This window comes from Ewingella sp. S1.OA.A_B6 (assembly GCF_049889095.1).
Lineage (GTDB): Bacteria > Pseudomonadota > Gammaproteobacteria > Enterobacterales > Enterobacteriaceae > Ewingella.
The window spans coordinates 24,677-49,002 of the sequence record NZ_JBLJFK010000003.1 but is presented as its reverse complement, the minus strand read 5'-3'; the positions used below and the strand labels follow the sequence as shown (position 1 = coordinate 49,002).

At 51.8% G+C, this 24,326-nt stretch carries 22 protein-coding genes, 1 tRNA gene and 1 pseudogene; 14 read left to right on the top strand and 10 right to left on the bottom strand.

Annotation, left to right across the window (positions count from 1 at the left end; all coding sequences use genetic code 11):
* Positions 1 to 108 precede the first annotated feature (108 nt).
* Complete coding sequence (locus ACMV8I_RS10005) at positions 109 to 990, top strand: LysR family transcriptional regulator (RefSeq protein ID WP_498865081.1); 882 nt, start codon at positions 109 to 111, stop codon at positions 988 to 990.
* A 78-nt stretch (positions 991 to 1,068) separates the two neighbouring features.
* On the opposite strand, the gene yghU is transcribed toward ACMV8I_RS10005, so the two are convergent.
* On the bottom strand, positions 1,069 to 1,920 hold the full coding sequence (yghU, locus tag ACMV8I_RS10000) for a glutathione-dependent disulfide-bond oxidoreductase (protein ID WP_498865080.1): 852 nt from the start codon (positions 1,918 to 1,920) through the stop codon (positions 1,069 to 1,071).
* A gap of 98 nt (positions 1,921 to 2,018) precedes the next feature.
* The gene (locus tag ACMV8I_RS09995; RefSeq protein WP_498865079.1) at positions 2,019 to 3,080 is read right to left on the bottom strand and encodes a LacI family DNA-binding transcriptional regulator; all 1,062 of its coding nucleotides are present in this window, start codon (positions 3,078 to 3,080) and stop codon (positions 2,019 to 2,021) included.
* Positions 3,081 to 3,361: 281 nt separating this feature from the next.
* Between ACMV8I_RS09995 and ACMV8I_RS09990 the strand changes: the two genes are divergently transcribed.
* From ACMV8I_RS09990 to ACMV8I_RS09975, 4 genes are read left to right on the top strand one after another with little or no spacing between them, the layout of a single operon-like run.
* Positions 3,362 to 4,537: a Gfo/Idh/MocA family protein gene (locus tag ACMV8I_RS09990; protein ID WP_498865078.1), complete on the top strand. Its 1,176-nt coding sequence runs from the start codon at positions 3,362 to 3,364 to the stop codon at positions 4,535 to 4,537.
* Positions 4,538 to 4,539: 2 nt separating this feature from the next.
* Positions 4,540 to 5,607 (top strand): Gfo/Idh/MocA family protein, encoded by a 1,068-nt coding sequence (locus ACMV8I_RS09985; RefSeq protein ID WP_498865077.1) that lies wholly within the window; start codon positions 4,540 to 4,542, stop codon positions 5,605 to 5,607.
* Between the two features lie 15 nt (positions 5,608 to 5,622).
* Complete coding sequence (locus tag ACMV8I_RS09980) at positions 5,623 to 6,642, top strand: Gfo/Idh/MocA family protein (RefSeq protein ID WP_498865076.1); 1,020 nt, start codon at positions 5,623 to 5,625, stop codon at positions 6,640 to 6,642.
* A 40-nt stretch (positions 6,643 to 6,682) separates the two neighbouring features.
* Entirely contained in the window at positions 6,683 to 8,221 is a 1,539-nt protein-coding gene (locus ACMV8I_RS09975) for an MFS transporter (protein ID WP_498865075.1), read from the top strand.
* Between the two features lie 58 nt (positions 8,222 to 8,279).
* Here the strand turns inward: ACMV8I_RS09975 and ACMV8I_RS09970 are convergent, their stop codons facing one another.
* Complete coding sequence (locus ACMV8I_RS09970) at positions 8,280 to 9,749, bottom strand: sensor histidine kinase (protein ID WP_498865074.1); 1,470 nt, start codon at positions 9,747 to 9,749, stop codon at positions 8,280 to 8,282.
* A gap of 9 nt (positions 9,750 to 9,758) precedes the next feature.
* On the bottom strand, positions 9,759 to 10,478 hold the full coding sequence (locus ACMV8I_RS09965; RefSeq protein ID WP_498865073.1) for a response regulator transcription factor: 720 nt from the start codon (positions 10,476 to 10,478) through the stop codon (positions 9,759 to 9,761).
* Positions 10,479 to 10,631: 153 nt separating this feature from the next.
* On the opposite strand from ACMV8I_RS09965, the gene ACMV8I_RS09960 reads away from it, so the two are divergent.
* The 3 genes from ACMV8I_RS09960 to ACMV8I_RS09950 all read left to right on the top strand — a co-directional run bounded on the left by ACMV8I_RS09960 (position 10,632) and on the right by ACMV8I_RS09950 (position 12,412).
* Positions 10,632 to 11,258, top strand: a complete 627-nt coding sequence (locus tag ACMV8I_RS09960; protein WP_498865072.1) for a cytochrome b/b6 domain-containing protein — start codon at positions 10,632 to 10,634, stop codon at positions 11,256 to 11,258.
* Positions 11,259 to 11,267: 9 nt separating this feature from the next.
* Positions 11,268 to 12,071 carry a molybdopterin-dependent oxidoreductase gene (locus ACMV8I_RS09955; RefSeq protein ID WP_498865071.1) on the top strand — a complete coding sequence of 268 codons (804 nt, stop codon included), beginning with the start codon at positions 11,268 to 11,270 and terminating at the stop codon, positions 12,069 to 12,071.
* Between the two features lie 62 nt (positions 12,072 to 12,133).
* Positions 12,134 to 12,412 carry a pentapeptide MXKDX repeat protein gene (locus tag ACMV8I_RS09950; protein WP_498865070.1) on the top strand — a complete coding sequence of 93 codons (279 nt, stop codon included), beginning with the start codon at positions 12,134 to 12,136 and terminating at the stop codon, positions 12,410 to 12,412.
* 84 nt (positions 12,413 to 12,496) lie between these two features.
* Here the strand turns inward: ACMV8I_RS09950 and ACMV8I_RS09945 are convergent, their stop codons facing one another.
* The 4 genes from ACMV8I_RS09945 to ACMV8I_RS09930 form a co-directional block, all read right to left on the bottom strand.
* Positions 12,497 to 13,627: an aminotransferase class I/II-fold pyridoxal phosphate-dependent enzyme gene (locus tag ACMV8I_RS09945; protein ID WP_498865069.1), complete on the bottom strand. Its 1,131-nt coding sequence runs from the start codon at positions 13,625 to 13,627 to the stop codon at positions 12,497 to 12,499.
* A gap of 29 nt (positions 13,628 to 13,656) precedes the next feature.
* Positions 13,657 to 14,505 (bottom strand): amino acid ABC transporter permease, encoded by an 849-nt coding sequence (locus ACMV8I_RS09940; RefSeq protein WP_498865068.1) that lies wholly within the window; start codon positions 14,503 to 14,505, stop codon positions 13,657 to 13,659.
* Positions 14,506 to 14,508: 3 nt separating this feature from the next.
* Positions 14,509 to 15,327 carry a transporter substrate-binding domain-containing protein gene (locus ACMV8I_RS09935; protein WP_498865067.1) on the bottom strand — a complete coding sequence of 273 codons (819 nt, stop codon included), beginning with the start codon at positions 15,325 to 15,327 and terminating at the stop codon, positions 14,509 to 14,511.
* Positions 15,328 to 15,521: 194 nt separating this feature from the next.
* On the bottom strand, positions 15,522 to 15,707 hold the full coding sequence (locus ACMV8I_RS09930; RefSeq protein WP_498865066.1) for a hypothetical protein: 186 nt from the start codon (positions 15,705 to 15,707) through the stop codon (positions 15,522 to 15,524).
* Positions 15,708 to 15,938: 231 nt separating this feature from the next.
* Here ACMV8I_RS09930 and ACMV8I_RS09925 point away from each other — a divergent pair, with 231 nt between their 5' ends.
* The 5 genes from ACMV8I_RS09925 (at position 15,939) to ACMV8I_RS09905 (ending at position 20,336) form a co-directional block, all read left to right on the top strand.
* Positions 15,939 to 16,136: a hypothetical protein gene (locus ACMV8I_RS09925; RefSeq protein ID WP_498865065.1), complete on the top strand. Its 198-nt coding sequence runs from the start codon at positions 15,939 to 15,941 to the stop codon at positions 16,134 to 16,136.
* Positions 16,137 to 16,673: 537 nt separating this feature from the next.
* Complete coding sequence (gene tssB / locus ACMV8I_RS09920; RefSeq protein ID WP_498865064.1) at positions 16,674 to 17,141, top strand: type VI secretion system contractile sheath small subunit; 468 nt, start codon at positions 16,674 to 16,676, stop codon at positions 17,139 to 17,141.
* A 62-nt stretch (positions 17,142 to 17,203) separates the two neighbouring features.
* Positions 17,204 to 18,754, top strand: coding sequence for a type VI secretion system contractile sheath large subunit (gene tssC / locus ACMV8I_RS09915; RefSeq protein ID WP_498865063.1), 1,551 nt, complete (start codon positions 17,204 to 17,206; stop codon positions 18,752 to 18,754).
* Positions 18,755 to 18,774: 20 nt separating this feature from the next.
* On the top strand, positions 18,775 to 19,521 hold the full coding sequence (locus tag ACMV8I_RS09910; RefSeq protein WP_498865062.1) for a VasL domain-containing protein: 747 nt from the start codon (positions 18,775 to 18,777) through the stop codon (positions 19,519 to 19,521).
* The gene (locus tag ACMV8I_RS09905) at positions 19,521 to 20,336 is read left to right on the top strand and encodes a hypothetical protein (RefSeq protein ID WP_498865061.1); all 816 of its coding nucleotides are present in this window, start codon (positions 19,521 to 19,523) and stop codon (positions 20,334 to 20,336) included. The genes ACMV8I_RS09910 and ACMV8I_RS09905 overlap by 1 nt, the downstream gene beginning before the upstream one ends.
* A 147-nt stretch (positions 20,337 to 20,483) precedes the next feature.
* On the opposite strand, the pseudogene ACMV8I_RS09900 reads toward ACMV8I_RS09905, so the two are convergent.
* Together ACMV8I_RS09900 and ACMV8I_RS09895 are read right to left on the bottom strand one after the other, a co-directional pair.
* Positions 20,484 to 21,157 (bottom strand): annotated as a pseudogene (locus tag ACMV8I_RS09900) (tyrosine-type recombinase/integrase); the annotation flags it as partial.
* Between the two features lie 174 nt (positions 21,158 to 21,331).
* Positions 21,332 to 21,407, bottom strand: a tRNA-Phe gene (locus tag ACMV8I_RS09895).
* Positions 21,408 to 22,087: 680 nt separating this feature from the next.
* On the opposite strand from ACMV8I_RS09895, the gene speF reads away from it, so the two are divergent.
* Entirely contained in the window at positions 22,088 to 24,250 is a 2,163-nt protein-coding gene (gene speF / locus ACMV8I_RS09890; RefSeq protein WP_498865060.1) for an ornithine decarboxylase SpeF, read from the top strand.
* The last annotated feature ends 76 nt before the right edge of the window (positions 24,251 to 24,326 follow it).

The window sequence follows — 24,326 nt, the reverse complement described above, 5'->3', positions numbered from 1 at the left end:
GTGACTGAGATGATAAAATGTCTTTAATATTGCCGAAATAGGCTTACAGTCCGAATATTACGGACAAAATAGCTCGTATGGCGTTTGAAAAACTCGGCGGTGATCATCATGGAAAATCTTAACGGCATGCTGGCATTTGTCCGGGCAGCACAGCTTCATAGCTTTGCGGCTGCGGGAGAACGTATGGGTATCTCCTCTTCGGCGGTGGGCAAAAGCGTCGCCCGGCTTGAGGAGAAACTGGGTGTCCGGCTTTTTAACCGCAGTACCAGGCGAATCAGTCTGACTGATGAAGGGCAGCTGTTTTTCGAACGTTGCCAGCAGATCGTGGCACAAATGGAAGAGGCGGAGCAGGAGCTGTCACGGGTCTCGGCGGAGCCACGCGGCAAGCTACGGGTCAGCATGCCAGCTATCGGCTACCGCATATTATTGCCGCATCTGGCAGAATTTATGCGCTGCTACCCGCAGGTAGAACTGGAGCTGGATTTTAGCGATCGCATGGTGGATTTGATTGCCGAAGGCATTGATGTCGCCGTGCGCAGTGGCGAACTGCCGACCTCGCAATTGATGTCCCGGCGATTGGGACCTTTTCATTTTGTGATTGTTGGTAGCCCGGCGTACTTCAGCACCCACCCTGCGCCGCTGACGCCAACGGATCTGCAACACCATGCCTGCCTGCGCTATCGCTTTCCGGCCAATGGACAGTTTCAGCCCTGGGCGGTCAATAGCCCGCAACCGCTCAATCTGCCGATAGTGCTCAGTAGTAACAATCTGGAGGCTTTGCTGCAGACCGTGCAGCAGGGTGTTGGGTTGGCTTATGTACCTGAGTTTTTGGTGCGTCAGGCCTTACAACAAGGTGAACTGCTGTCCGTGCTCGGGGATTATCTCGACGATAATGGCAAGTTTTCGGTGGTCTGGCCCAGCAGCCGTCATATGCTGCCTAAAGTGCGGGTGTTCATTGATTTTCTGATGGAAAAGACGCTGTTGGGTTAACGCGTAAAGTCTTAACCCCGTTGCCCAGTAATGAAAAGGGCGGGAGATGAACCCGCCCTTTTTGCATTCGACAGCCCATTACGATTTCAATTTGTCATCGAAATCTGACGCATTATGGCGTTCTTCCAGTTGTTGGTCCGGCTCGCCCCAGGTGCGGTTCACAATGCTACCGCGCTTAACCGCCGGACGGTTTGCAACTTCATCTGCCCAGCGCTGGAAATGCTTGTACGACGTGATGTCGAGGAACTCTCCCGATTCGTACAGGCCACCTTTTGCCAGATTGCCGTACCACGTGAAGATGGCGATATCGGCAATGGTATATTCTTCACCGGCGATAAAGCGATGCTCTGCCAGCTGGCGATCAAGCACGTCGAGTTGGCGTTTGGCTTCCATAGTGAAACGGTTGATGGCGTATTCGATTTTCATCGGCGCGTAATGGTAGAAATGCCCGAAGCCGCCGCCGAGATACGGCGCTGAGCCTTGTAGCCAGAACAGCCAGTTCAGGGTTTCGGTGCGCCCGGCGAGATCTTTTGGCAAGAACTTACCGAACTTTTCTGCCAGATACAGCAGGATATTGCCTGATTCAAATACGCGGATTGGCGGCGTCACAGAGTTATCGAGCAGCGCAGGGATTTTGGAGTTCGGGTTCACGTCCACGAAGCCGCTGGAGAACTGATCGCCTTCGTTGATGCGGATAATAAAAGCATCGTATTCCGCACCGCTTTCGCCCAGCGCCAGCAACTCTTCCAGCAGGATCGTCACTTTCTGGCCATTCGGCGTACCGAGCGAATACAGCTGTAAAGAGTGTTTGCCCACCGGCAGTGCTTTCTCATGCGTCGGGCCCGCTATCGGGCGGTTGATGTTCGAGAACTTACTGACTTCGTCTTTGTTCCAGGTCCAGACTTTCGGTGGCTGATAGTGTTCTGACATGAGGATGCTCCGCTTCTATGTAGGACTAAAAGTGTAGCAGCCACGACCATCAACATATGCTGAGAATGTGCTCAGCATATGTTGATGGTCGTTAAGGGTTATGCCTGCGGTGGATAAAGCCCTTTACGTTTCCATTTCACATCTGTTACCGACTCGCCGGTGCGGATTTTCCCTTGCAACAGCAGATTGAACTTCGCACCGGTCGCCCGCGTTAAGCGACTTTGCAGGATATAGACCGCCTCACTTCCCAGTTCACGGCAGGGCAGAAGCACCGAAGTAAAATTCATGGGCGACACGGTTTTCAGCTCGTGTTCGAAATCCATACTGATGACAGAAATATCTTCCGGTATCTGAATACCTTGCGCCGTCAGCACTTCCAGCGTGGCATGCGCAATGGGTGTGCTGCCGCAAATAATGGCCGAGGGCAGCGATTCGCGTTTGTGCTCACGGAGGTACTTCTCAAAATTTCCCCGCGCCTGTTCTTTGTCATTACCATGATTAATCAGCAGATGCGTGGTTTCGTCGAAAACAATGTGATGTTCAAGACAGGCGCGTTTAAAGCCATCAAGCCTTTGCATCATCGTTTCGCGCCGCAGATCGGTGAACAGCAACACTGGCCGGTGGCCTTTGAGAAACAGATAGTTTGCCGCACTGTAACCGATGGAATAATGGTCAGCCGACACGCAGTCGAGGCGCATTTCGCTGTCTTTGGCGTTGATCATCACCACCGGTTTACCCGATTCCGCCGCCAGGCGGTAAAGCATGACATCATCAATCCCGATGATAATGATGCCATCCACATCCGGCTGATGAAGCGCCTGCATAAAAACGGCGATATCCGGGTCATTGACCGCCAGCGCGCATTTGCTTACGTGAATATCGAAACGGGCAACTTCGGCCGCTATTTCTTTAATCGCTTCATAATAATAGAGATCTTCATACGGAGAGAAGGCGGCGGGAGGCGCGCAAATTAACAAAGAATTCATTAACAACCGGCTGGCCGGAATATCGCGCAAAATACCCATGCTTCTTGCATGGGCAAATACTTTTTCTTTTGCCTGCGGGCTGACATTCGCTTTGCCTGCTAATACCCGGGAAACGGTACTGGGTGACAGCCCCGTTAACTCAGCTATTTGCCTGATTTTTAATTTTCCTGTCATTTTGTGATCAAAGCCTCATTAGCTTATGGACTTATTGCCACAGCTAACTTTTTGTAATTCATCAGCTATTCATCATCATAGCAAATCCGAAATGCTGCGCTGCAATTCCTGTCACAAATACCGGTTGTTGGAAAAAAATGCCATTACTATTCTCTCTTCAATAAGATTCGACGAAGAAATAAGGTATTTATCTGCGCCTGATTTAATGACTTATCACGTAAGTAAGTCATTAAATCAGCAGGGTAATGGCTGCTCATCGGTTTTAAATCAGGAACAAGATAATGCTTAAAATAGCGATCATTGGTACCGGTAATATTTCACATAATCATATTCAGGGATATTTGCAGTTTGCTGACCGTTGTCAGGTTGTCGCGCTCGTCGATATTTATCCGGAGAAAGCAGAAGAGAAAAAACGTCATTATGGCCTGATGAATGCGAAGGTTTACGCCAGCCATCAGGACATCCTCAATGATACCGATATCGACGTTTTTGATATCTGCACGCCGCCCTATGTGCATGCTGAAATTTCGATTGATGCGCTGAAGGCCGGGAAGAACGTGCTGTGTGAAAAGCCGATGGCAGCATCGTTACAGGAGTGCGATGCGATGATCTGTGCTGCGCAGGAGAGCGGTAAAACACTTTCTATTATTGCGCAAAACCGTTTTACCGACGCGTTCTGGCGACTTAAAAAGGTCATTGATTCCGGCGAAGCGGGGAAGGTTTGCCATGCACAGGTGGATTCTTTCTGGTGGCGCGGCCACTCTTATTACGATTTGTGGTGGCGTGGCACCTGGGAAAAAGAGGCGGGCGGCTGCACACTTAACCATGCTGTTCACCATATTGACGCGATTCAGTGGATGCTCGGTTTCCCGTCCGAGGTGGTGTCGATGATCACCAACGTTGCACACGACAACGCCGAAGTAGAAGATCTCTCAGCAGCCATTTTCAAATACGACTCCGGTGCGCTAACCCAACTGACAGCTTCTGTCGTGCATCACGGTGAAGATCAGAAGATCGTGATTCAGGGTGAGAAAGCTCGGATTTCCGCACCCTGGGACAAGTACGCCAGTATTTCTGCACCGAACGGATTCCCGGTTGAGGAGCGCGATACATCGCGTGAAAAACGCCTCGACGACATTTATCAGTCCATCCCTAAACTCACTTACACGCTCCATGCTGGTCAGATCGAAAATTTCCTCACTGCACTTGAGACCGGCACCGCGCCGCTGATTGACGGTATACAGGGTAAGCGCTCGCTGGAGCTTATCGCCGCCATATATAAATCGGCCATCACCCGCAGCATTGTGACGCTGCCCATTGATCCGTCGGATCCTTATTACCAAACCGGTGGTCTGGTTTCGCTGGCACCGCACTTTTATGAGAAATCCGGGTCAGTGGAAAATTTCGCTAATGAAGACGCGATCCCGCTGGGCAAAGACATGGATAAAGGAGCCTGAACATGAGTAACAAAGACGGAATGAATTATGCCCCGGTGGGCAAACCGCAGCCGGTGGTCAAGCCGGGCGAATTCGTGATTGCCGCAACGGCGCTGGATCACGGCCATATCTATGGCATGTGCAACGGGCTGATCGAAGCGGGTGCCAGCCTGAAATGGGTGTACGATCCGGACCCGGCCAAGGTTGCGAAATTTGTCAGTCACTATCCGCAGGTCGCTGTGGCCGATTCGCTGGAAACGATTCTCGGCGATAAAGATGTTCAACTGGTGGCCGGCGCGGGGATCCCGTCCGAGCGCTGCGCGCTGGGGCTGAAAGTAATGGACGCCGGAAAAGATTATTTCACCGATAAAGCGCCGCTGACCACGTTGGAACAACTGACCGCTGCGAAAGAAAAAGCGGCAGCGACCGGCCGTAAGTATGCCGTGTATTACAGTGAGCGGTTGCATGTGGAAAGTGCGGTGTTTGCCGGACAACTGGTGCAGGAAGGGGCGATTGGACGGGTGATTCAGACGCTCGGCACCGGGCCGCATCGTGAAGGAGAAGGGCGTCCGGACTGGTTTTACGACAGGGCGCGTTTTGGCGGCATTCTGTGTGACATCGGCAGCCATCAGATCGAACAATTTCTGTTTTATACCGGCAATAGCAACGCCCGCGTGGTTGCCGCGCAGGCGCTGAATTTCAACCATCCGGACTATCCGCGCTTTGAGGATTTTGGCGACACAATGCTTGAAGGCGAAAATGGCGCGCGCGGTTATTTCCGCTGCGACTGGTTCACGCCGGAAGGGTTGAGCTCCTGGGGCGACGGACGCCTTACGCTGCTGGGCACCGAAGGCTATATCGAGATCCGTAAATACGTGGATATCACGCGCGGCGAGCAGGACGTGGTGTATCTGGTGAATCAGCAGGGCGAGTTCCGCTATCCGGTGTCAGGTCAGGTCGGCTTCCCGTTCTTCGGTCAGTTGATCCTCGATTGTCTGCACCGCACCGAAAACGCCATGACGCAGGAGCATGCGTTTAAAGCCGCCGAGCTGTGCGTGCGGGCGCAGATGCTGGCGAATCAGGCGGTATAGGCCGGGAGGCGCATCATGAAAACCATCAATGCGGCGATCGTCGGGTGTGGCTCAATTCACACGTGCCATGCAGAGGCGATCCTGCAAAATCCTGTCAGTCGTTTGCAGGCGATTGCCGAATGTGACGTCGTAAAAGGCCAGGCGCTGGCGCAGCAATATCAGTGCAGTTTTTATAGCGATTACCATGAAATGCTGCGCGATCCGCACATCGACATTGTGCATATTTGCCTGCCGCATCATCTGCATCAGGCTGCTATCCTCGCCGCGCTGGCGGCGGGAAAGCATGTATTTACCGAGAAGCCTGTAGCGCTGAATTCTACCGAGGTGAAAGCGATAAAGCAGGCCCTCAGCCACACGGATTTACTGCTTGGCGTGTGTTATCAGAACCGCCTCAACCCTTCCAGCCAGAAGATTAAAGCGCTGCTGGAAAGCGGCGAACTGGGTAAAATGTTGAGCATTAAAGCGGTGCTGACGTGGTCGCGCGGCGGAGCCTACTACACCGAAAGTCCCTGGCGCGGGCGTTTTGCCACCGAAGGCGGCAGCCTGCTGATCAATCAGGCGATCCACACCCTGGATCTGATGCAGTGGCTTGGCGGCGGTGTTCACGCGGTAAAAGGCGTGGTCGACACCCATTTTCTGACCGATATCATCGAGAACGAAGACACCGCGATGGCCAGCCTGAAACTGGCCAACGGCGCACGCGGATTATTTTATGCGAGCAACGGCCACAGCACCGATTCGCCGCTGCTGCTGGAAATCCACTGCGAGAAAGGAGTGCTGCAGCTGTATCACAATGCGCTGTGGCTTATCGATGGAGAAAGTAAAACACTGCTGGTGAATGACGCAAGCCCTGACGGCAACACCAAAAGCTACTGGGGTGACAGCCATCGCCAGGCGATTTTAAATTTCACCTATTCCGTTCAACATCCTGAAGAAAAAAAGTATATCTCTTTATCTGAAGCTGAAATTTCTCTGAATATTGTCGAGGCTATTTACCGCTCCTCGCAATTACGACAATGGATAATGCTTGAATAAATAATTTTAATAATAACCCTACATTCACAGGATAATAAAAATGAAACCTACTGAACGCAGAGTCGGTTACGGCACGGCTATAGGTTATGGCGTGACGGATTTATTTGGTGGCGGTGCCTTTGCCGTTATCAGCACCTGGCTATTATTCTTTTACACCACATATTGCGGGTTATCCATTTTAGAGGCCGGATCTATATTTGCTATCGCCCGCGTTATCGACGCGATATTAAGCCCGATCATGGGCTATGTCACCGATAACTTTGCCAATACCTGGTTGGGCAAAAAATTTGGGCGCCGGCGGTTTTTCCTGCTGATCGGCGCACCGATGATGTTCTTGTATGCGTTGGTCTGGGTGACCGACATGAGCTACTGGTACTATCTCGGCACCTATCTTTCTATCGAGTTGCTTTCCGCCATGGTATTGGTGCCTTGGGAGACGCTTTCTTCCGAAATGACCAACCGCTTCAGTGAGCGCACCCGTCTTTCAGGCGTGCGCTTGATTTGTTCTCAGCTCGGTGCGCTGCTGGCAGTGTCGATCCCCGGTGTGCTTATGCAGTTCACCGGCAAGAATAACCCGATGACATACACCTACACCGGGATTATTTTCGCCTGTATTTTTTGCATAGCGGTACTGACTACATGGATGTGTACCTGGGAAGCCAAAGATGTGCGGGAAGAGTTCGAGCCTGAACCGCTTAGCGCAACCAGCGGCAATCTGTGGCATCATTTTAAAAGCCTGATAGTCGATCTCTTTTCCTCCTTTAAAATTCGCATGTTCCGCCAGCATATTATTATCTATATTTTCTCTTTTACCGCGCTGGATGTTTTTGGGGCTGTATTTACCTATTACGTGGTCTACGGATTACATCTCAATGCGTCTGCGGTTTCAGGGTATTTAAGCATCGCTGCATTTGTGTCTATTCCTTCTACTTTCGTCTTTATGATGTTGCTTGAAAAACTCAATATGACCCCTTCCGGTGCACTGCGTCTGGCTTATGGGATTATTTTCTGTGTGCTGGCATTCCTGTTTTATATCTACATTACCGAAATGACGGTGTCTATTCTGTTGTTCTCATCCATATTCGCCATATTTGGGTTCGCCCGCGCCGGGCTTTATTATATTCCGTGGAACATCTACAGCTTTATTCCTGATGTCGATGAGATCGTCACTAAAAAACGCCGCGAAGGGATATTTGCCGGTGTTATGGTGCTGACCCGTAAAAGTACCGTCGCGCTGGCGATCATGCTGATCGGGATCGTGTTGCAGGAGAGCGGTTTCGTTAAAGGGCAGGGTGTGCAACCAATAAGCGCTCTGCATGCGATTATCGGACTGATGATCTTCGCCACCGCCGCACTGCTGTCGGTCAGTTTCTACATGACGTTCAAATTCAAACTGACCCGTGAGACCCATAAAATGTTGATCAAAGAAGTCGCACGTCTGAAGCTAGGCGGTGACCTCGAAGACTGCACGCATGAGTGCCAGAAAGTCATCAAAGATCTGACCGGTTATGAGTACAAAGAGGTCTGGGGCGGAAGCGCCACGCGTAAGGCAGCTCGGGGAAAATTAGCCCCGGAGTAGGGCGCTGATAAGTGGGCAGGATACTGCCCACATTGACTATGCCTCCCGTCTCCATGGTCTAACTGACCGGTACCGAAAACTGGAAACAGGCACCCTGATGCGGTTGTTCCACCAGATGGATATCGCTGCCGTGCAGTTGCAGGATCCGCCGAACGATCATCAGCCCCAGCCCGCCGGCACGGTGTCTGCTGTTACTGAGGATTGACGGCCGCTCGAACAGATTGGCTTTCAGTTCTGGTGCGATGCCCGGCCCGCTGTCATTCAATTCCACCATCACCTGCTGTTGCTCTTTCCACAACCGGACAGCAATAATGCCGCCCTCAGGCGTATGGCGGATAGCGTTGTCCAGCAAGTTGGTCAACACCCGCTCAATCATGCCTAAATCAGCATTCACTAACGGGATGCCAGGCATGATCTCCGCGGTGAGTTTCTGACGGCGTGCTTCGGCCGCCAGTTCAAATTTCTGAAAGACATCCTGCACCAATTCGCAGAGTGAAAACGGCTCTTTTTGTGGTTTCACTACGCCATATTCCAGCCGTGCCAGTTCGAACAACTCCTGCGCCAGACGCCCGACTTTACGGCTCTGGGTGATAGCAATACTCAAGTAGCGCTGGCGATCTTCGATGCTGAGATGGTCGGATTTCATCGACAGCGTTTCCAGATAGCCATGCAGCGAGGTCAGCGGCGTACGCAGGTCATGGGAAATATTGGCGATGAATTCACGTCGCTGCTGATCTTGCGCCATCAGGCTTTGCCACTGTTGGTCAATGCGCTTCGCCATGCTGACAAAAGCCTGCTGCAATTGAGCGACTTCATCGCGCGGCTGGCCTTCAGGCGCCGGACTTTTTGCCAGAGCCTGAATGGCGTCCATTCCGCCACTGTCGAGTTTGGCGATTTGCGCCGTCAGCCTACGCACCGGGCGGGTTACCCAGCGAAACGCCAGCGCCCCGGCCACCAGGCCGAACAACACCACCATCCCCATGGATCGCAGGGCCATATAGATGGCTGATTGATATTGTGCCTTGCTGGCCAGCGCCGTGTAATCGTCGCCGAGCAGGATGATGTAAACGTAGCCCTGGATCACGCCATCGGCTTTGAGTGGCGCTGCGCTGAATACCTGACGCCCATCCGGCGCGCGCGGATTATCGCCATAGACCGGCATTCGTGCGCCGTTAAGTAATGCCTGCACCGGCTGTAAATCCACTTTCTGACGCTGTAATTTCCCCACCGGCGCAGCATTCCCAACGATATTACCTTCTTTATCAAGCAGGTAGACCTCGACGCTGGGGTTCACCGCCATCAGTTGGTTGAACAGGGTATGCACCGCATCCGGGTTCAGCCCGTTCTGGCTGAGCAGCGGATTATTGGCCGCGATTTGCGTTGCCAGATTGGCCGACAATCGCTGAATCACTGCCTGGCTGTACTGGTTGCTGGAGCGCACTTGCATATAGCCTGAGGCCAGACTACAGGCGACGAGCAACAGGATAAATACCAGTGTCAGCCGTTGCGAGAGCGTTAATTTTCTCATGATTTATCCTTACGCCTCTTCCGCTGACGACGTGAATTTATAGCCCATTCCCCATACGGTCAGAATGCGTTCCGGCTCGGCCGGGTTGATCTCAATCTTGATCCGCAGCCGGTTGATATGGGTGTTCACCGTGTGCTCATAGCCTTCGTGCTGATAACCCCACACCTGATTTAACAGGCTGAGCCGCGAAAAGACCTTACCCGGATGTTTGGCGAAGAAGTACAGCAGGTCGAATTCGCGCGGGGTGAGATCGACCTGCTGGTGATTGAGCATCACTTCGCGAGCAATCGGGTCAATCACCAGCCCGGCAAAACTCAAGGTACCGGCATCCATTTTCATGTTACGGCTCATGGCTTCCTGACGGCGAAACAGCGCTTTAACTCTCGCAACCAGTTCCAGCATTGAAAAAGGTTTTGCCAGATAGTCGTCGGCCCCCAGCTCCAGGCCGAGTACCCGGTGTACCTCGCTCGAACGCGCACTGATGATAATGATTGGCGTATAGCGTGTCATGTTGCGCGCCCGGCGGCAGATCTCCAGCCCGTCAACACCCGGCAGCATCAGGTCGAGGATCAACGCATCCCAGCCACCTTTCTCCAGCTGTGCGACGCCCAGATTGCCGTCAGCGGCATGGGTTATCTCAAAACCTTCGTCGCGCAGATGCAGACTTAGCAACTCGGCGATATGGCTGTCGTCTTCCACGATCAAAATCTTTTTAGTCATATCCGCCATTCCTGAGTCTGCGATTGAAAAGATGAATACTTGCAGTCTACACAAGCGCCTTCGCCAGAGTTATCACATTTAATTTAACTCTGCGTGAGGTCTTGGGGAACACATCTGCTCCATAGTGACGACATCGACAGGGCAGAGGGCGGAGAAAACAACATGACATTACATACCGATTTTTCTCAGCAACAACAAAGTAAACCGCAAGTGGTGCATCCGCTGTGGCTGCGTCTGACTCACTGGCTCAATGCGCTGGCGGTACTGATTATGGTGACCAGCGGCTGGCAGATTTATAACGCATCGCCGCTGTTTGATTTCAGCTTCTCCAGCAGCCTGACTCTGGGTGGATGGCTGGGCGGCGGCATCCAGTGGCACTTCGCCGGGATGTGGCTGTTCGGTATCAATGGTTTGTTCTATCTGCTGATGAATATTTTTACCGGGCGGATGAAACGTAAATTCTGGCCGCTCACCCCGGGCGGCATCCTGCGCGATTTAAGCGCCGCACTGCGCGGTAAGCTGGCCCACGCCGATTTACGTCATTACAACATGGTGCAGCGTGCAGCTTACGTTTTCGTCATGTTCGACGGCATTATTCTGGTGTTGTCCGGGCTGGTGGTGTGGAAGTCGGTACAGTTTCCGCTGCTGCGTGAGCTGCTGGGCGGTTTCGATACCGCACGCTACGTACACTTCTTGGCGATGGTTTCACTGGTGGGTTTTGTCGTCCTGCATCTGGTGATGGTGGCGCTGGTGCCGAAAACCCTGCTGGCCATGCTGCGCGGACGCTAAGGAATAGCCATGAAGGACATCATTAAAAAAAACATCAGTCAGTTATTCAGCACCTCAGACCGCCAAGTGATCGTGCAAGAAGCGCAACAGCAGATTATTCGTCATCTTGACGCGCCGTCACGCCGTCGTTTTTTGCAACGAGGACTTACCCTCGGAGGCATGGCAATGCTCACCGGTTGCGATATCAGCGATAACGAAAGCGTCGAGAAAGCACTGGTAAAAGTCTCCGGCTTTAACGATCGCGTACAGGGCTGGTTATTTGGCTCAACCCGTTTAGCGCCGGTGTATGCGGAGTCAATGATGACCCGACCCTTCCCGTTTAACGCCTTTTACTCTGAGGATGAGGCGCCAGAGGTGAACGGCAACGATTACCGGTTGAAGATTGCCGGGTTGGCACTGGATAAACGCGAATGGTCGCTGGAGACACTCTACAAAATGGCGCAGGTCAGCCAGGTTACCCGGCATATTTGCGTCGAAGGCTGGAGCGCAATTGGTAAGTGGGGCGGTGTGCCGTTCGGCGACTTTTTGCGGTTGATTGGTGCTGATTTGACGGCTGAATACGTCAGCTTCAAATGTGCTGACCAGTATTACACCAGCATTGATATGGCCACGGCGCTGCATCCGCAAACTTTGCTGGCATTGACCTACGACGGACAAATTCTGCCGCGTAAATACGGCTTCCCGATGAAACTGCGTATGCCAACTAAGCTCGGATACAAGAATCCGAAGCATATTGAAGTTATTGAAATTACCAATAAATACACCGGAGGTTACTGGGAGGATCAAGGTTATAACTGGTTCGGCGGCAGCTGAAAAAAGGCTGCAAATACATTACCTGTACAACTGTACAACCTAATTTAAATAAAGGAAATACCATGAAAAAGCTAATGGCTGTGATGATGTTCTCTACCGCACTGATGGGTTTTGCTGGCGTAACTCAGGCCGCTGATTCTATGTCTAAAGACTCTATGGGCAAGATGTCTCATGACTGCATGAAAAAAGACAGTATGAGCAAAGACAAAATGGGTAAAGACGCGATGAGTAAAGACTGTATGTCGAAAGATAAAATGTCTAAAGACCACATGAAAAAAGACAGCATGAGTAAAGACAGTATGTCGAAAGGTACGATGAAAAAAGACGCGGCGAGCCAATAATCACTGACCGGTATGGTCTCCTGTGTATGAGTGCTTCACCACGGCCCGCCAATATTGGCGGGCTTTTGCCTGGCATGATATAAATCAATACGTTTCCAGCCAAGACCCCAGCACTTCCAGCGCTTCACCAAGATTAGCCCGCCCAAAACCGATGCGCAGAAAGTCTTCCGATACTGTCGTCAGCGCCGATGCGTACACCACGGACGGGATAACCATCACGCCGGATCCCTCTACCAGCCTTGTAGCAAAAGCTTCGGCACCTTCCGCGCCTTTATAGCGAACAAAAGCCAGCACGCCGGCTTTTGGCTGAGTTAATTCGAAATGCTGCGGATAGCGCGCAAGGAAGTCGTTCAGACGTTGCAGGTTAGCTCGGGAACGATCCATCACCCGTTCGAGAATGGTTTCACGCGCATTGAGCGCCAGGGTAGTCAGTATCTCGCCGGGTATGGAGTTACAGATCGACAGATATTGCTTCATTCGTTCCAGCTTCAAAAGCCATGCGCTGTCCTGACAAGCAACCCAGCCGATGCGTAGCCCGGGCAGGCCGTAGGCTTTTGACGTGACATTCAATGAGATGCCACGTTCGTAAATATCAGCCAGCTGCGGCAGACGGTCGGCGGGGTTGAACTCAGTCTGCCGGTAGACTTCATCCGAGAAAATCCACACGCCACGTTCGCGGCACATTGACACGAGTTCATTAAGTTGTGTATGACTTATCAGCGCACCGGTCGGATTGTGCGGGAAGTTGATCACCAACACTTTGGTATTAGTACGCATCGCCGCACGGACTTTTTCTACCTCCAGCGCCCAGCCGTTTTCGGCCTCCAGCGCCACACCTGTCACTTCGCACCGCGACAACGGTACGCTCTCCAACGACTGATAATTGGGGGTGATGACAATTGCGTGATCGCTGCTTTCGAGTAAGGCGAGAAAACTGGCGTAAATAGCTTCGTCAGCGCCGGCAAAACTGATAATTTGCCCGGTGCTGATATTGTCATAAGTCCCGGCAATCGCCTCCAATAGCTCAGGCGTTCCGCGCAGCGGCGGATAGTCAAGCATCGCCTGCATAAACGGCTGACGATGTTGAACACCGGCCAGTTCAAACAGCGTATCGATGTTCATCGATTCTGGATACGATGACGACAGCGGAAAGCGCACTGCGTGTTCCAGTTTCGATAAATAGGAGATCAAGCGGAAATCTTGTGGAAAGGACATGGCATACCTGTGACTTATTCAGCAAGTGATTAACGACGATAACCCTGTCCAAAACGACGCTCCAGGCGACTTTGGAACAGTTCCAGCACAATGGACATAATCCAATATATGGCGGCGGCGGTGGCCAGCATTTCCATATAGCGGTAGGTGCTGCGCCCGTAAGATTGCGCCAAAAAGTTAAGTTCCCACAGGCCCATCAGCGACACCAGCGATGAATCTTTCAACATGGAAATAAACATCGAACCCGCAGGCGGAATGATAATACGTAAAGCCTGCGGCGCGGTGACGTGTATGGCGACTGTCCATGAGGAGAGGCCAAGCGCCATTGCCGCTTCTTTCTGCCCGCGAGGCACGGATATGACGCCGCTGCGGATGGTTTCCGCCAGGTACGCACCGTAATTAAGCGATAGCGCAATAATGCCTGAACTCAGGGCACCCAGCACAATGCCCGCTTGTGGCAGCGCCAGATAGATAATCAGCACCTGCACCAACAGTGGCGTACCGCGAAACAGGGAAGCATAAAAGGTGGCGCAGCCAAAGGCCAGCGCATTGTCGGACATGCGGCCTAATGCGGTGATAAGACCCAATAACAGGCAGAAAAACATCGAACAGGCGGTGATTAGAATCGTCAGCGCCGCGCCCTGAATAAAACCGTCCGGCGACAGTCGCAGGCCCAGCAGGAACGGCAGTTTCTGCCCGATGAGATCCCATTGCAGCCCCATTTTACTGAAGGTCCCCAGCAGTAAGCTGAGCAAAGTAACCCAGGTGAGTAGCGTTTTCATTCTAAACGCTAGCGGGCTGGAGAAAACGCCAGCACTAGGAGGCGGCGTCGCGGCGTTATCCTGCGGCGTTGTCTTCATCTCAGGAAGCTGGGCCATCCGTTACGGTGCCTCTTTGGTAATGTCTTCACCCAACCAGTGTTGGGAAATCTTGGCTAGTGTGCCGTCATCGCGCAGGGATTTGATGGTATCCGCGACTTTCTTGTCCCATTCGGCATCGCCCTTATCGGTGGCAACCCAGTTCGGTTCGGCATACAGCTCGGCGACAATTTTAAACACTGGATTACGCTTGATGCGTGCGTTGGCAGTGGCTAGATCAGAGACGATGGCATCCAGGCGCACGCCGGGGCCGAGAGCCAGATTCTGGAATGCCACTTCTTCATCGCTTGGAATGGCCTGTACGTTGTCAAACGGGAAGGCAATCGGTTTAGTGCCGGGGATCACCAGCGTTTTTTGCAGGTAGGTTTCGTAACTTGAGCCCATGCCAATGCCGACTTTTTTGTTGCTGAGATCGGCAGCAGACTTGATACGTTCATCATTTTTATTGACCACCAATACGGCCGGGGAGCTGTAATAGGGGGCGACAAAGTTCAGTACTTTGGCACGCTCGACGTTGGGGGTCATTGAACAGATACAGGTATCCCAGCGGCCGCGCCAGTTGCCACCGATAATGGTTTCCCAGCCCGGTGCGGTCACCTCCAGCTTCACGCCCATGCGCTGCGCCACGGCTTTCGCCACGTCGACATCAAAACCGGCCAGTTGGTTGTTGTCATCAATAAAACCAAACGGTGGGTAGTCGTTAACGATGACATTATGCAGCACGCCGGTTTTCATCACGCGGTCCAGTGTGGTACCCGCATGGGAAACCGCAGAAAATAGCGTGGCAGCAAGCAGGGTAAAAGCAATAACGGGTGTGCGCATGGGCGGAGTTTTCCTTACACAGCGTGAGTGAATGAATTGGCAATAGAAATTCAGATTACGTTTTGGACGTATGGATGTCCAGCACTGGAAGTGACTATGCTTATCGTGCGAATGCGGCAGCTGCTGGTGATCATTATGCAAAAAACCAGCCTTTACGCTGGTTCTTCATTACGCTGGATAGCCTACAAAGCTATTTACCTGGTCTGACCTTTACTGCCCTGAATCAGTTTACGGGCTGCGGCTATGGCGTCGTTATCCGGCGCTTTAGGTTTGGCTTTGTTAAGTGCGCTACTGAGACCCGAACGGCCCCACAGATCAAAACTGTCATCATCTTTCAGATGATCAAATACGGAAGGTGCAGCGTCTGGTTTCTTGGCCATGGGAATGAATTTTCTCAGTGTCGGAAATTTGCCATAGCTTATCCGTTTCTGGTTTTCAGACCAAGCAAGAAAACTGTGAGACGGTCTCACGTTATCTGGCGGTAATAACGACAAGAAATCTATAGATACATGTGGACCCAGTCCCGTCTGCTATTCTTTGCCGTTGTTTTTCAACGCCAATGTTTTACATTCACCACACACCCTTCCTGCTATTTGTTAAAAAAGTACGCCATGATTCGAGTAATTTTCCTGCTGATTGCGTTTTTGACCTTTACCCTGCCAGCCGCAGTGGGTTGGCGTTTATGCGTATGGCGATCACCAATCGAAGGTGTCAAAGCCGGGCAGAAGTTCAGAGAATGCGTCGAAGTGGATGGTGCTGTGGGCAGGCATCGTAGCCACGTAGATGTTTACTTCGGCGAAGATCAATAAGCTTCATTTAACTGAAAGATAAAAATCCTTGATGATAGGGCCGATAGTTATCTTTCATTTTGCTCAGTAACGCGCAGTCTCTCATTTTCTGATAAAAAGTCTAAAACCAGATTTTTAACATGGTGGGTTATGTTTTGTTCAATGACAATCAATAACTCAAATTGATTATTTGTTGTACACCCTTGCTCCTTAAGGCTCGCAAGACGTAGTTGAGAAAATTCTTATAAATCAGCGAGATGTTCTATTTTTGTTAAACCCTTTATTTGTAAAACTATGTTACATAATTTAATTTCCAATCACCTGTCTAACGTTTCTACACTCCGCTTATAGGTGTTTATCCGAAACTTTCAATTTCAGACAAATCCTTAAAAACACGTGTCATGTTCGCTGGTGAATGGAATGTTTCCGCTTTTAGCTCCGGTTTTGTCTGTATCGTCGGGTGGCGTGAGTGGGGATTTTGTCTGGCAGGATTAGCCTTTCTTATTAATTTCTCAGTGGCATTGACCATTTCTATTACTCCATAGAACAGGGACAGCCATGTCTAACTCCTATCAGTCTGAGATCCCCAAGGCCCGCGTTAACATCCAATTAAGCCTGCACACTGGGGGCGCCCAGAAAAAAGTTGAATTGCCCCTGAAACTGGTTGCTGTGGGAAATTACAGTAACGGCGCTGAACAACGTCTTGTATCTGAGCGTGAAAAGGTCAACGTCAATAAAAACAATTTTGACAACGTGTTATCCGAATTCTCTCCTTCCGTGAACCTGTCTGTAGAAAACACCCTGGCCAGCGACGGCAGTGAAGACAACATCAGCCTGACATTCCAGAGTATGAAAGACTTCGAGCTGGAACAGGTAGCGGCGCGGATACCGCAGTTGAAGGCGATGCTCGCCATGCGCAACCTGCTTCGTGACCTCAAAGCCAATCTGCTGGATAACCAGGCCTTCCGTAAAGAGCTGGAGAAAATTCTGGTTGACCCCGCACTCAGCGCCGAGCTGCGCAGCTAACTCTCTGCTCTGGCACTCAAACAGCCATAACGGCCGCGATGATTTAACGGATTAATTAAGGAATGCTGATGTCTGTAAAAAATGAAAACGCTGCTGCCGTCGGTGAGAGTGTGGTACTGGAACGTCCTGCGGCAGGTGGGGTGTATGCGTCTCTGTTTGAAAAAATCAATCTGAATCCGGTCTCTGAGCTGAGTGCGCTGGATATCTGGCAGGACAGCCTGGCGATGTCAGATGCGACCGCCGATGAGCGTCTGACCGCCGGGATGCAGGTGTTTCTGGAGTGCCTGAGCAAAGCGGGCTCAAAAGTCGAAAAGCTCGACAAGACGCTGATTGACCACCATATCGCTGAACTGGACCATCAGATTAGTCGCCAGCTGGATGCCGTGATGCATCATGAGGGTTTTCAGGCAGTAGAGAGTCTGTGGTGTGGGCTGAAGTCATTAGTCGATAAAACCGATTTCCGTCAGAACGTCAAAATCGAACTGCTGGACCTGTCGAAGGACGATTTGCGTCAGGATTTTGAAGACGCGCCGGAGATTATTCAGAGCGGATTATACCAGCACACGTACACGGCAGAGTACGACAGCCCGGGCGGAGAGCCGATTGCGGCGCTGATTTCTGCTTACGAGTTTGACGCTTCCGCGCAGGACGTGGCGCTGTTGCGCAATATTTCGAAAGTGTCAGCCGCAGCGCACATGCCGTTTATCGGCTCGGCGGGTCCGAAATTCTTCCTGAAAGATTCTATGGAAGACGTCGCGGCCATTAAAGATATCGGCAACTACTTCGACCGCGCTGAATACATCAAGTGGAAGAGCTTCCGCGAGACGGATGATTCCCGCTACATCGGCCTGGTGATGCCGCGCGTGCTCGGTCGCCTGCCGTACGGCCCGGACACCGTGCCGGTGCGCAGCTTCAACTACGTCGAAGAAGTGAAAGGCCCGGACCACGATAAATACCTGTGGACCAACGCTTCCTTTGCGTTTGCCGCCAACATGGTGCGCAGCTTTATCAACAACGGCTGGTGCGTACAAATCCGTGGCCCGCAGGCCGGTGGCGCAGTGAAAGACCTGCCTATCCACCTGTATGACCTGGGTACCGGCAATCAGGTGAAAATCCCGTCAGAGGTGATGATCCCTGAAACCCGCGAGTTTGAGTTCGCGAACTTAGGCTTTATTCCACTAAGTTACTATAAAAACAGAGATTACTCCTGCTTTTTCTCCGCCAACTCGACGCAAAAACCGGCGCTGTACGACACTGCCGATGCCACCGCCAACAGCCGCATCAATTCACGCCTGCCGTATATCTTCCTGCTGTCGCGTATCGCGCATTACCTGAAGCTTATTCAGCGTGAAAACATCGGTACGACCAAAGACCGTCGCCTGCTGGAGCTTGAACTCAATACCTGGGTTCGCAGTCTGGTCACCGAAATGACCGATCCTGGCGACGACCTGCAGGCGTCTCACCCGCTGCGCGATGCGAAAGTGACCGTAGAAGACATCGAAGACAATCCGGGCTTCTTCCGCGTGAAACTGTACGCGGTACCACACTTCCAGGTGGAAGGCATGGACGTGAATTTGTCTCTGGTATCGCAGATGCCGAAGGCGAAGTCGTAAGAGACAAGGCTGGGAGGCCTATGAAGATTTATCGTCCGTTATGGAACGAGGGGGCATTGCTAACGCAGACCTCCCTCCTGAAACGTCATCGTCGTGGGGTATGGGCCGGCTTTGCCGGAGGTGTCGTGGCAACGCTGATGGTGACGTCGTTGAGCATCTGGGGCTGGCAGCACTGGCACGACAACCAGCCAGACGCACTGATTAACGCCTCGCTCTCGTCATTACCGGTGATACTCTCTACATCCGAACAGGAAGCGATGATTGAAGACAACGCCGCCGCGCTGCAGTCGCAGGGGCGAGCTATCACACAGCGCACGCTCCGCCAACTAGGGGCGGTGGCGCAGCTTTCTCCGGTCTGGGCGCAGGATTACGGGTTTGCGCTGGTGGCGCAGACGCAGCGCCTGTGGCCGCATCAGCCTGATACAGCCATACTGGCGAAACAGTGGCAGCAGCAGGTGGAGGCGAATGCGATGCCGGAGGCCCGTCTGCTGGGCTGGCATCAGGCGATGGCACAGTTGCAGTCGCTGACGGACAAACTCAACAGCACCGATATGCAGCGGGGGAAATACCTGACGGTCTCAGAGCTAAAGTCTTCGGTGTTTGCCATCACGCAGACCCTGAGCCGGAATGTGCCGGTGGAAGAACAGTTGCGACAGTTGGCGCTACAAAAACAAGCGGGCCACAATCAGGCGGCGGCTGAGCAACATCTTCAGCAACTGATGAACCGTTACGCGCTGATGACCCATACGGACTCAGTGACCGAATAATGAGAAAGAAACCGAATAAATTGTCAGCGGATACTGGCATGGTCGGGAACACTAAAAAAAACCGTAATCATGCCACTCACTGGACGCTAACTGAAATCGCCTTTCTTGAAAAGCACTATGGCAAACTCCCGGCAAAGGAGATAGCCATCCCCCAGGGAAGAGGTGTTACTGCAGTCAGAGCGATGGCGCTAAAAGTTGGCGTCGGTCGTTCGGGAGCTAAACCCTGGGAGCCGTGGGAAATTGGCGTAGTGAAAAAATATTACTCTCATGGTGAAGGTATCGCCATGGTGAGGGCATTGCTGCCACACCATGATAAGGACTCTATCAGGAAACAGGCGGGAAAGGCGGGTCTCACCGATGTACGGGAATGGGATCCTGACGTCATCGCATTCCTGATAAAGCATTATGGTCATATGCCTGTTGAGGAGGTTGCTGCCGCCCTTAACAAAAGTGTCAGTGCTGTGAGGAATAGGGCAAATATTCTGAAGCTTGGGAAAATGCGGCTGAGGAAATGGACCCGTGAGGAAAACGCGGCAGTGATCGAGAATTATGGTGACTCAGGGAACCTGGATGCCATTCATACGTTATTGCCCCATCGTTCCAAAAGCGCTATTTCGGCACAGGCGAACAAATTAGGGTTAAGAAGAGCACAAGCCTGGACTCCCGGGGAGATCAGCATCCTTAAGCAGTTCTACCTGATACTGGGTCGAAAGGTACTGCCGGTTGCTCTGCAACGGGTACAGCCACAGCATCACCAGGACCCGGCAGGATATTCAGAACCGATGCCAGCATCACGTGCAACGTTTCCGGGCTAATGTTTTCAGCCAGCAGTACTGCCAGCATCTGTGGCAACCTACTTCCAATTTCGCTCAGAGCAATACGCGCCAGCTCACGTTCTTCTTGGCATGTCACTGATGCGGCAAGGAATTGCCAGTTGCTCAGGGCGCTCTCAGGTGTTCATGGTTACCGTGGTAATCAGCCAGACTGGAAAGGAACGCGGGTAATTCAGATGCCTGAAGGTGAGGGAAGTGCTCGGTCTTTGGTGCGGTCAGCGTACCGGTTAGTTCTGCTGCTGGATTAATCGTTGCACGTCCTGTTGCGATGGCGTAGCGGAAGATCTGATTACAGAACTGTCTGACCTTACGTAATTTTTCCAGTGAACCACGTTTTTCAATCAGGCGTAGAACTTCCAGCATTTCCAGAGGCAGGATCTCCGCGGCAGGGCGTTTGCCCACATACGGAAAGATACCCTTCTCCAGCGCTTCCTGAACGCTCTCTGCATAGCTTATTGACCATGGGATACTCTTTGCTTATACCACTCCACAGCGAGCGCCCTGAAGGTATTGGCGACGGATATCTTTTTGGCGAGTTTTTCGAGCTGCTTTTTCTCACTCGGATCGCCACCATCAGCAATCACCTTTCTGGCTTCATCGCGTTTGACTCGGGCTTCCGCCAGAGAAATCTCAGGATAAACATCGATAGATAACTTTTTCTCTTTACCGGCGATGCGGTATTTCATCCGCCAGTAGCGCTTGCCGGTAGTGGTTATCAGGAGAAAAAGGCCACGTTCGTCGGAAAGTTTATAGTCCTTCTCTTTAGGCTTTGCGGTCTCGACCTGCCGGGCTGTCAGTGCCATATGGGGGTCTCAATTTTCATTGAACACAATGAGCCCTCTGAAAAGCCCCAGATGCAACTTGATTTAGAGAGAGTTGGGTTGAGGTCAGTGGAGTTCGTGATGTTAGAAAATGATATATGGCAGTGATTATACTTGAGTTTTGTGGAGTTTGGGAGACGTACATAGAAGTGAAAGTGGTGCCCGGACTCGGAATCGAACCAAGGACACAGGGATTTTCAATCCCTTGCTCTACCGACTGAGCTATCCGGGCAACGGGGCGCATTAAACCGTATTGGCTGTGTGTCGTCAATGGCTTTTTTCTATCAGCCCGTATCGGGTTGCCCGAATGGTGTTTTTTAACACAATGGGCAGGGCAACGATCCCGAAAGGGCGGTGCTCAATCGTCAAATATCTGGAAAATCCCGTCAAATTAATAGGTTAAAAATGTAGCATTTTGTTAGCAAAATGGCGATTTCGCAGGCTTGTACCCTGGGGCGAATGATGCCATTATTGCGGCGATTTATTGACTGAGATATCTCCTTTTTCTCGCAACAGCTCAAGAAGGGTGCGGCATGACCGGTTTATCACATCGCGCTTTCGGTAAGCGTAAAACATCGCTGATGATTTCCTCCGGGTGTTGTGAACGTCGCATTTCCTGTTTTTCTTCCTTTGCGGTTTCTTCCATGCGGTAAGGCTATCTTGCTTGCTGTTAGACATGATTAAAAACAGAGCGCTCTCTGATTTTACTGATGTCTATCAGACGTTGCTGAGCCTGAATCTCGATTCGTATCCCCTTTGCCAGTTGGCATTGTGCTTCCACACTCGACATCACGCTTACAGCCAACGTCACTTTGCCGGGCTGGATCTGTGCGCTTTCATTTCACGACGTACAATCCCGCTCATTGCCGTGCTAATTGGCACACCCTCTTACTTAATTGTTTGAGAGTCTTGATGAAACTTTTGAAAATTGCAGCAAGCGCCTCCGTGGCTCCTTATATTGAGTCACACCGCGTGGTCGTGGATCTACGTCGTGCCGATTATGCCGATATTGCCGCCATTATTATCTCCGTGGGAGATTTAAACAGTGGCCGGCTGGCAGGAATAGATGCGCTGGGATTCGGTATTCCGGCGTTTGTTGCAGTACAGGGAGCCGAGCAGGTTTCCCCAGATTATTTGCCTGTGCTGAAAGGCGTGATCGCACTGTCTGATGCTAATCAGGCATTCTATGCTGCGCAGATTGAGTCCGCCGCGCAGGCCTACGAAGAGGCGCTGTTCCCACCCTTTTTCGACACATTGAAAAAATATGTTGAGATGGAGAATTCGACCTTTGCCTGTCCCGGCCATCAGGGCGGTGAGTTTTTCCGTCGTCATCCTGCCGGGCGTCAGTTCTATGACTTTTATGGGCCGAACATTTTCCGCTCCGACATGTGTAATGCCGACGTCAAACTGGGTGACCTACTGATCCATGAAGGCTCGGCGAAAGATGCGCAAAAATATGCCGCTAAAGTGTTCAGCGCGGACAAAACCTATTTTGTATTGAACGGAACCTCGGCTGCCAACAAAGTGGTGACCAATGCGCTGTTAACCCGTGATGATTTGGTGCTGTTTGACCGCAATAATCATAAATCCAACCATCACGGCGCGCTGTTGCAGGCAGGTGCGACACCGGTTTATCTGGAAACAGCGCGTAATCCGTTCGGCTTTATCGGCGGTATTGATGCCGACTGCTTTGACGAAAATTACCTGCGCAAGCAGATCAAACAGGTCGCCCCTGAACGCGCGGGTGAAAAACGTCCGTTCCGTCTGGCGATTATTCAGCTCGGCACTTACGACGGTACCATTTATAACGCCCGTCAGGTGGTGGATAAAATTGGCCATTTGTGTGATTACATCCTGTTTGACTCCGCGTGGGTCGGTTATGAGCAGTTCATCCCGATGATGCAACAGTGCTCACCGCTGTTGCTCGATCTCAATGAGAACGACCCTGGGATTATCGTTACACAATCAGTTCACAAGCAGCAGGCCGGGTTCTCGCAGACCTCGCAAATCCACAAAAAAGACAACCACATCAAAGGGCAGAAGCGTCATTGCAGTCATAAGAAGCTTAACAACGCTTTTATGATGCATGCCTCAACCAGTCCGTTTTATCCGTTGTTTGCTGCGCTGGACGTCAATGCGCGTATTCATGCTGGTGGTAGCGGCAAGCATATGTGGATGGAGTGCGTAAAGCTCGGTATCGAAGCACGCAAAATGTTGCTCGACCAGTGCTCGATGATCCTGCCGTTTGTACCGCCAGCAGTTGATGGCGCGCCGTGGCAGAATCATGACACCGAAAAAATGGCCAATGATGTGCGCTTCTTCGATTTTGTGCCTGGCGAACGCTGGCATGCCTTTGAGGGTTACGCTGATAAGCAGTACTTTGTCGATCCATGCAAACTGTTGCTGACCACGCCGGGCATCGACGCAGAGAGCGGAAAGTATACCGAGTTCGGCATCCCTGCTGCCATTCTTGCCAACTTCCTGCGTGAGAACGGCATCGTGCCTGAAAAGTGCGACCTCAACTCGATTCTGTTCCTGCTGACGCCTGCCGAGACGCCGGCGAAGATGCAGTTACTGATTGAAGAAATCGCTCGCTTTGAGCGCTATATCGAAGAAGATGCGCCACTGAGTGAAGTCCTGCCGACGGTGTACCGTAAAAACGAAGACAGATATCGCAATTACACCATCCGTCAGTTGTGTCAGGAGATGCATAATCTATACGTCAGTTTTGACGTGAAAGAGTTGCAGAAAGAGATGTTCCGCCAGGCCAGCTTCCCACAGGTAGCGATGAATGCTCAGGACGCCCACAGCGAGTTTATTCGTGACAACGTCGAGTTGGTGGCCATTGGCGACGCCGAGGGTCGCATTGCTGCTGAAGGTGCTCTGCCATATCCTCCGGGAGTCCTGTGCGTTGTACCGGGTGAAGTATGGGGCGGCGCGGTACAGCGTTACTTTATGGCGCTGGAAGAAGGCATCAACCTGTTGCCAGGATTTTCGCCAGAGTTGCAGGGCGTTTACGTTGAGAAAAAAATGGTCGGCTGGAAACGTATTATGGGATATGTGATTGCAGCATAACGCCTGTCATTTTCGGCACAAAAGTTTTGCGTAAACATATTAAAAGCGGAGGCTCAGGAGCCTCCGCTTTTAATTG

Coding starts and splice junctions, on each gene's coding strand:
- ACMV8I_RS09970 (WP_498865074.1), bottom strand. CDS start 9,749: ATGAGAAAATTAACGCTCTCGCAACGGCTGACACTGGTATTTATCCTG.
- ACMV8I_RS09905 (WP_498865061.1), top strand. CDS start 19,521: ATGAGAAAGAAACCGAATAAATTGTCAGCGGATACTGGCATGGTCGGG.
- speF (WP_498865060.1), top strand. CDS start 22,088: ATGAAACTTTTGAAAATTGCAGCAAGCGCCTCCGTGGCTCCTTATATT.
- ACMV8I_RS09930 (WP_498865066.1), bottom strand. CDS start 15,707: ATGGCCAAGAAACCAGACGCTGCACCTTCCGTATTTGATCATCTGAAA.
- ACMV8I_RS09945 (WP_498865069.1), bottom strand. CDS start 13,627: ATGTCCTTTCCACAAGATTTCCGCTTGATCTCCTATTTATCGAAACTG.
- tssB (WP_498865064.1), top strand. CDS start 16,674: ATGTCTAACTCCTATCAGTCTGAGATCCCCAAGGCCCGCGTTAACATC.
- ACMV8I_RS09935 (WP_498865067.1), bottom strand. CDS start 15,327: ATGCGCACACCCGTTATTGCTTTTACCCTGCTTGCTGCCACGCTATTT.
- ACMV8I_RS09950 (WP_498865070.1), top strand. CDS start 12,134: ATGAAAAAGCTAATGGCTGTGATGATGTTCTCTACCGCACTGATGGGT.
- ACMV8I_RS10005 (WP_498865081.1), top strand. CDS start 109: ATGGAAAATCTTAACGGCATGCTGGCATTTGTCCGGGCAGCACAGCTT.
- ACMV8I_RS09925 (WP_498865065.1), top strand. CDS start 15,939: ATGATTCGAGTAATTTTCCTGCTGATTGCGTTTTTGACCTTTACCCTG.
- ACMV8I_RS09940 (WP_498865068.1), bottom strand. CDS start 14,505: ATGGCCCAGCTTCCTGAGATGAAGACAACGCCGCAGGATAACGCCGCG.
- ACMV8I_RS09955 (WP_498865071.1), top strand. CDS start 11,268: ATGAAGGACATCATTAAAAAAAACATCAGTCAGTTATTCAGCACCTCA.
- ACMV8I_RS09990 (WP_498865078.1), top strand. CDS start 3,362: ATGCTTAAAATAGCGATCATTGGTACCGGTAATATTTCACATAATCAT.
- ACMV8I_RS09965 (WP_498865073.1), bottom strand. CDS start 10,478: ATGGCGGATATGACTAAAAAGATTTTGATCGTGGAAGACGACAGCCAT.
- yghU (WP_498865080.1), bottom strand. CDS start 1,920: ATGTCAGAACACTATCAGCCACCGAAAGTCTGGACCTGGAACAAAGAC.
- ACMV8I_RS09985 (WP_498865077.1), top strand. CDS start 4,540: ATGAGTAACAAAGACGGAATGAATTATGCCCCGGTGGGCAAACCGCAG.
- ACMV8I_RS09910 (WP_498865062.1), top strand. CDS start 18,775: ATGAAGATTTATCGTCCGTTATGGAACGAGGGGGCATTGCTAACGCAG.
- ACMV8I_RS09960 (WP_498865072.1), top strand. CDS start 10,632: ATGACATTACATACCGATTTTTCTCAGCAACAACAAAGTAAACCGCAA.
- ACMV8I_RS09995 (WP_498865079.1), bottom strand. CDS start 3,080: ATGACAGGAAAATTAAAAATCAGGCAAATAGCTGAGTTAACGGGGCTG.
- ACMV8I_RS09980 (WP_498865076.1), top strand. CDS start 5,623: ATGAAAACCATCAATGCGGCGATCGTCGGGTGTGGCTCAATTCACACG.
- ACMV8I_RS09975 (WP_498865075.1), top strand. CDS start 6,683: ATGAAACCTACTGAACGCAGAGTCGGTTACGGCACGGCTATAGGTTAT.
- tssC (WP_498865063.1), top strand. CDS start 17,204: ATGCTGATGTCTGTAAAAAATGAAAACGCTGCTGCCGTCGGTGAGAGT.